General features: G+C 49.4%; 8 protein-coding genes. 7 read left to right on the forward strand and 1 reads right to left on the reverse strand.

The features are described 5' to 3' along the window. Window positions 1-86 precede the first annotated feature (86 nt). The 6 genes from nusB to COV46_01560 all read left to right on the forward strand — a co-directional run bounded on the left by nusB (window position 87) and on the right by COV46_01560 (window position 3,040). Window positions 87-500: a transcription antitermination factor NusB gene (gene nusB, locus COV46_01535; GenBank protein ID PIR18020.1), complete on the forward strand. Its 414-nt coding sequence runs from the start codon at window positions 87-89 to the stop codon at window positions 498-500. Beyond that, window positions 497-1,342: a 4-hydroxy-3-methylbut-2-enyl diphosphate reductase gene (ispH, locus tag COV46_01540; protein ID PIR18021.1), complete on the forward strand. Its 846-nt coding sequence runs from the start codon at window positions 497-499 to the stop codon at window positions 1,340-1,342. The genes nusB and ispH overlap by 4 nt, the downstream gene beginning before the upstream one ends. 95 nt (window positions 1,343-1,437) lie before the next feature. Next, window positions 1,438-1,662 carry a 30S ribosomal protein S16 gene (locus COV46_01545; protein ID PIR18022.1) on the forward strand — a complete coding sequence of 75 codons (225 nt, stop codon included), beginning with the start codon at window positions 1,438-1,440 and terminating at the stop codon, window positions 1,660-1,662. Between the two features lie 10 nt (window positions 1,663-1,672). Beyond that, window positions 1,673-1,924 (forward strand): RNA-binding protein, encoded by a 252-nt coding sequence (locus COV46_01550; protein PIR18023.1) that lies wholly within the window; start codon window positions 1,673-1,675, stop codon window positions 1,922-1,924. A gap of 8 nt (window positions 1,925-1,932) precedes the next feature. Beyond that, a complete protein-coding gene (locus tag COV46_01555; protein ID PIR18024.1) occupies window positions 1,933-2,610 on the forward strand; it encodes a tRNA (guanosine(37)-N1)-methyltransferase TrmD in 678 nt (225 codons plus the stop codon). Between the two features lie 13 nt (window positions 2,611-2,623). Beyond that, window positions 2,624-3,040, forward strand: a complete 417-nt coding sequence (locus tag COV46_01560; protein PIR18025.1) for a 50S ribosomal protein L19 — start codon at window positions 2,624-2,626, stop codon at window positions 3,038-3,040. Window positions 3,041-3,490: 450 nt separating this feature from the next. On the opposite strand, the gene COV46_01565 is transcribed toward COV46_01560, so the two are convergent. Then, window positions 3,491-4,453, reverse strand: a complete 963-nt coding sequence (locus COV46_01565; protein PIR18026.1) for a beta-N-acetylhexosaminidase — start codon at window positions 4,451-4,453, stop codon at window positions 3,491-3,493. 83 nt (window positions 4,454-4,536) lie between these two features. Here COV46_01565 and COV46_01570 point away from each other — a divergent pair, with 83 nt between their 5' ends. Further along, entirely contained in the window at window positions 4,537-5,769 is a 1,233-nt protein-coding gene (locus COV46_01570) for an adenosine deaminase (protein ID PIR18027.1), read from the forward strand. The last annotated feature ends 80 nt before the right edge of the window (window positions 5,770-5,849 follow it).

The following is a 5,849-nucleotide window of genomic DNA, read 5'->3' on the forward strand; positions in this document are numbered from 1 at the left end:
TCACCATGAACGGATGTTTTTAGAGGTACCCTTGTTCCAGTTAACCGACTAAACGGGCCAAACGGGCCAAACAGACCAAACTGACTATGGGTGACAGACGCAAAGCTCGCGAATTCGCGCTACAGATGATGTACGCAGTTGACCTTTCTAAGGCCTCTGCCGGGGATGCTCTTTTGTATTTCTGGTCGGCACAGGAAAATGTGGTCGAAGAATCGCGCTCCTTTGCGGAGCTTCTTCTCAAGGGCACCGCGGAAAAACTCGCAGAGATAGACAAAAAGATAAGCGACTGCTCTTCCAACTGGAAGATAGGAAGAATGTCCGTCGTTGACAGGAACGTTCTAAGACTCTCCATATATGAACTTCTTTTCTGCCCCGACATCCCGGTTCGTGTCACTCTTAATGAGGCCATTGAAATAGCAAAGCTCTACGGCACGGAAGAGAGTGGCTCCTTTGTGAACGGCATCTTGGACAAGATAGCAAAAGGGGTCGATAAGGAATGAAAACAGTGCTCGTTGCCATGTCTGCCGGTTTTTGCTGGGGGGTCAGCCGCGCCTTCGACAAGGTGATAGAAAAGATAAGAACAAAAGATAGGGACGAGAAGGTCTATACATACGGTCCCCTCATTCACAATCCTCAAGCGGTAAAGATGCTCGAAGACGAAGGCGTTGACGTTCTGGATAATATTCCAGAGAACATTTCCGGAACTGTTTTCATCAGAACGCACGGGCTTTGTCCCGACGAACGCGACTGTTTGAGAAAAACCGGCGCCAAGATAAACGATGCGACATGTCCCGACGTTGGTATTATTCAGGGGCTTGTGCGCAAACATGTAAGAAAGGGCTATCATTCGATCATCATAGGGAACCCGGAACATCCCGAGGTGCAGGCGCTCATCGGTTATGCCGAAGGAAAAGGGATAGCGGTATCTTCGCACAAGGAGATAGAAGATCTTCCCAAGGACTGGAACGATGTTTGTGTTGTTGCACAGAGCACTCAAAAAGAGGACAAGTTCGAGGAACTCGTTAATTTCATCAAAGAGAAATATCCAAAAGCGGTCATTTTCAATACGATCTGTTCCTCTACTACAGAACGTCAGGAAGAGGTTAGAGCTCTCGCAAAAGAGGTCGATGCGATGGTCGTTGTGGGCGGATATAACAGCGCCAATACCACAAAGCTTGCCCAGATCTCCCGCGAAATAGGGACGCCCACCTTTCATATTGAGACGGAATTAGAACTAAAAGCTAATGATTTCGGAAGCTTCGATAAGATAGGGGTGACTGCCGGTTCTTCGACACCTAGCTGGCAGATCGACCGCGTTGTTAAAAAACTCTCGTCATTTTAAGCTCTTCACTTGACAAAACCATATAAAATCCTATAGAAAGCCACACCTTATAAAAACGGTTATAAAGTTGCTAACTTATTAACGGAGGTTTTAAAATGGCAGTTTGTATCAGATTATCGCGTACGGGAATGAAAAACCACCCTCATTACAGGGTCGTTGTTGCCGATGACAGGAGACCGGTCACCGGAAAATGCATCGAAGTTCTGGGCTCTTATGACCCCCGTAAGACAGAAGCAAAGCTCATAATAAATAAAGAGCGTTTTGCGTATTGGAAAAAGACCGGGGCCCGTTTGTCGCAGACAATGTCTCAATTAATATAAGGAGGCTCACATGGCTAACCTGAAGAAACTCGTAGAAGACATCGCGCAGGCGCTCGTTGACAATCCGGACCAGGTCGTAGTGTCCGAGATCGAAGGCGAACAGACGACAGTGTTCGAGCTCAAGGTCAGCAAAGAAGACCTTGGGAAGATCATCGGAAAAGAAGGCAGAACAGCCCGCTCTCTCCGTACGATCATCGGCGCCGCATCGGCAAAGCTGAAAAAGCGCTCGGTCCTTGAAATTATCGAGCCCCCACGTGAATGAATTAAAGAATGAGAATTGACATATTGACCATTTTCCCCTCTATGCTCGAAGGCGTTTTTGCCGCAAGCATATTAAAAAGGGCTCGCGACTCGGGGAAGGTGGCGGTCGTCATCCACGATATCAGGGCATCCGCTAAAGATGCTCACCATACCGTAGATGACACGCCGTACGGCGGAGGCGCCGGGATGGTGATGAAGGCCGATGTTCTGGCCGACGCGCTCTCTGAGGTGCCAAGGATAGAAGGTCGCAGCGAAGTGATACTGATGGCGGCACAGGGCGAGAAGTTCGAACAAAAGGTCGCCCATGATCTGGCTCTGCTGGATCAGATGATCCTTATATGCGGCCGCTACGAAGGCGTCGATGAAAGGTTCATTGAACTGTTCGTTGATAGGGAGATTTCGGTGGGCGATTTTATCGTCACCGGCGGAGAGATACCGGCAATGGCGGTTAGCGACGCGGTGGTCAGGTTGTTGCCCGGAGTGCTCGGAAACGCCGAATCGCTTGCAAGTGAAACGTTCGCTAACGGACTTTTGGAGTACCCGCAGTATACGAGGCCTCCCGAGTATAAAGGTTTGAAGGTACCGGAAGTTCTGCTTTCGGGTAACCATAAGGAAATAGACAAGTGGCGCCTTGAAGAATCGCTTCGGCGCACAAAAGAACGCAGGCCGGACCTGCTTAAAAAGTAAAAAAGGAAATATTATGAACATAATGACAGAGATCAACAAGCGCCAGTTGAAAAAAGGCGTTCCTCACTTCAGGGCGGGCGATACCGTCTGCGTCATGAGCAGGGTGAAAGAAGGCGAAAAAGAGCGCGTTCAGGCGTTCGAGGGCGTCGTTATTTCCCGTAAAGGCAGCTCCATAAACGAGAGCTTTACGGTGAGAAAGGTGTCTTACGGTGTTGGAGTTGAGCGCGTGTTCCTGGTGAACTCACCCATGATCGAGCGTATCGATATCAAGCAAAAGGGTGCCGTGAGACGCGCCAAGCTCTATTACATTCGTGAGCTCTCCGGCCGTGCCGCACGCATCGAAGAGAAAAAATATGTCGCCGGCGATGAGGAAACGGTGGAGACCGAAGAGCCGGTAAAGGCAGCAACAGAAACAGCAGTTACTCAGTAATTTATAATACGATCCGATCAAAAGACCCATTGTTGCAAAAACGATGGTTCAGGAGGTGTTCACATCATGCACAAAAAAACAAAAAAATCTACAAATATACGGTAATATTCGAGCCGTCAGAGGACGGTGGCTACATTGCTCATGTACCATCACTTCCTGGTTGTACAACTCAAGGAGAGGATTTTGAAGACGCAAAAAAAATGGCCAAGGATGTGGGTAATTTTTCTCCTTCATATGACGACGAGTTACCCACATCCCACACACGCCAGATCCTTGCGGGCTGGTGTGTGGGATATGCACAACTCCCACAGTTGGCAATCTTATCCTCAAAAGTGAAATCTTGTTTTACGGAGCTGTAGAATTTGGGTGAGTAGTTACAGAGAACGGGTGGAAAATAATTCGTTGAATCCCTGATCCTTCGACAGGCTCAGGATGAGCGTGCGAACTGAACTAAAATAGGAGAGACAGCCTGCGATAGGCGTGGGTGATGACACTTTCATGGAGGCGTCCGGTTTCGACCGCTTTAATGACATCTTCGACGGCCGTTTTCTGAGCAGAGGGGTCATTACAGATGAGGCAGATGTCACATCCGGCCTGAAGCGTCTTTATGCACGCTTCAGGGAGGGGCCACTTTTTGGCGATGGCGCTCATCTGAAGGTCGTCGGAAAAGACCACCCCTTTATATCCAAGCTCGTGACGCAGAAGTTTATTTATTATGGTTGGTGAAAGTGTGGCCGGATATTCTTTGTCTATTCCTTCGTAAACGACGTGAGCGGTCATTATCGATCTAAGACCGGCGCCTATCGCCGCTTTAAAGGGAACAAGTTCGATGGCCTCAAGTCGCCCGAGCGTGTGCGGAAGGGTGGGGAAGTCAAAGTGCGAGTCAAGCGAGGTGTCGCCGTGCCCGGGGAAATGTTTGCCGCAGGCGACAACGCCGTTTTCCTGAAGCCCGCGTATCAGCTCCGAGCCGAGTTTTGCCACCACGCGCGGATCGTTCGAAAAGGCGCGGTCGCCTATCACGGGATTCTTAATGTTGGTGTTGATGTCGAGGACCGGCGCAAAATTAACGTTAAAGCCTACATCTTTGAGCTCGCCGGCCATGAGGGTGCCAATGTGGTATGCGTCTACCGGCGCTTTCACGTCGGCCATGGGGCCCACGTTCGTGAACGGTTCGGGGAGCCTGAATACTCGGCCGCCTTCGTGGTCGACGGATATTATGAACGGACGTTTGCCGGCGCATTCGCGTATCGAAGATAAAAGCTCTTTGATCTGGCTCCTGGACCTTACGTTCCTCTTAAAGATGATAACTCCGCCTATATGCCGCTCTTTAATGAGAGCTTCGAGCTCGTCGGGCATTTTAACGCCGTCAAAACCTACCACGAAAAGCGAGCCTGTCTTTTCTCTTATATGCATGCGCACATTTCTAAATGATTTACCCCCAACTGTCAAACTTTCTGGTGGACAATTGGCGATGCTTGCTGATAAATTGCCCCGCCATGAAAGCAAACCTAGCAAATGTAATAAAGAAGCTCCCCAAAACGGACCTGCATGTTCATTTGGACGGCTCTTTAAGGATACCAACCCTCATAGAGCTTGCCAAAAAGTATAAGATAACACTCCCTTCATATACGGAAGAGGGCTTAAGAAAGCAGGTCTTTAAGGACAAATACGAAAGCCTCGGCGAATATCTTAAGGGTTTCGCGTTCACCTGTGCGGTGATGCAGACCGAAGAGGCGCTCGAACGCATTGCCTATGAGCTCGCCATGGATAATTTTGCCGAGGGCGTTCGCTACATCGAGCCACGCTTTGCTCCCCAGCTTCATGTGAGCCCGAACCTTTCCATAGAACAGATACTTTCATCGGTGAACAAGGGTCTTGAGCGCGCCGCCAAGGAGATAAATTCCAAGAAGGAGATCAAAGAAGGCAAAGAGCCGCCGTTCGCCTACGGCATAATTGGTTCGGCGCTTCGCATGTTCAGGAAGAACTTTTCCTACTATTACAAGAATTTCCTTGAGGCCCACGAATATTCTCCAAAAGAAGAGGCCTACAGCCTTGCGGCGATGGAACTTGTGCGTGCCATGGTAAAAACTCGCGACGAGCTGGGAATTCCGATTGTGGGTTTCGACCTAGCGGGAGAAGAGGTGGGATATCCGGCCGAGGATTATAAAAAGGCCGCTCAATTTGCACATAAGAACTTCATGCAAAAGACGATACACGCAGGAGAAGCATATGGCCCGCCATCAATATTTCAGGCGGTGACGGACCTTTATGCCGACAGGCTCGGCCACGGTACATATATATTCGATAGCTCAATGGTGGGACTGCCAACAAAGGTCGAGAACGAAAAGTATACAAGGTCGCTTGCAAAGTTCGTCAACGACAGACGTATCACAATAGAGGTCTGCCTTACTTCCAACATGCAAACAACGCCCCGTTTCAGGGACCTGAAAGATCATCCGTTCAAGAAGATGATGGAAGAGCGCCTTTCGGTCACGCTCTGCACCGACAACAGGCTCGTTTCCAACACGACCGTGACAGATGAGATACTGAAAGCGGTCGAAACCTTCAGCATTCCCGTTCCCAAATTGAAAGATATGATCATCTACGGATTCAAGAGAAGCTTCTATCCCGGAAGCTACCTTGAAAAACGAAAATACGTCCGCCAGATAATTGATTACTGCGACAAGCTAATCTCTTCCGGGGATACACACTTAAGGGCACCTCTATAAACTACTCACTCTGTCATTGCGAGCCCCGAAGGGGCGCGGCAATCTCCCGCAAACACTTGATTTATGGAGATTGCTTCGTC

The organism is Deltaproteobacteria bacterium CG11_big_fil_rev_8_21_14_0_20_49_13, assembly GCA_002796305.1.
GTDB lineage: Bacteria > UBA10199 > UBA10199.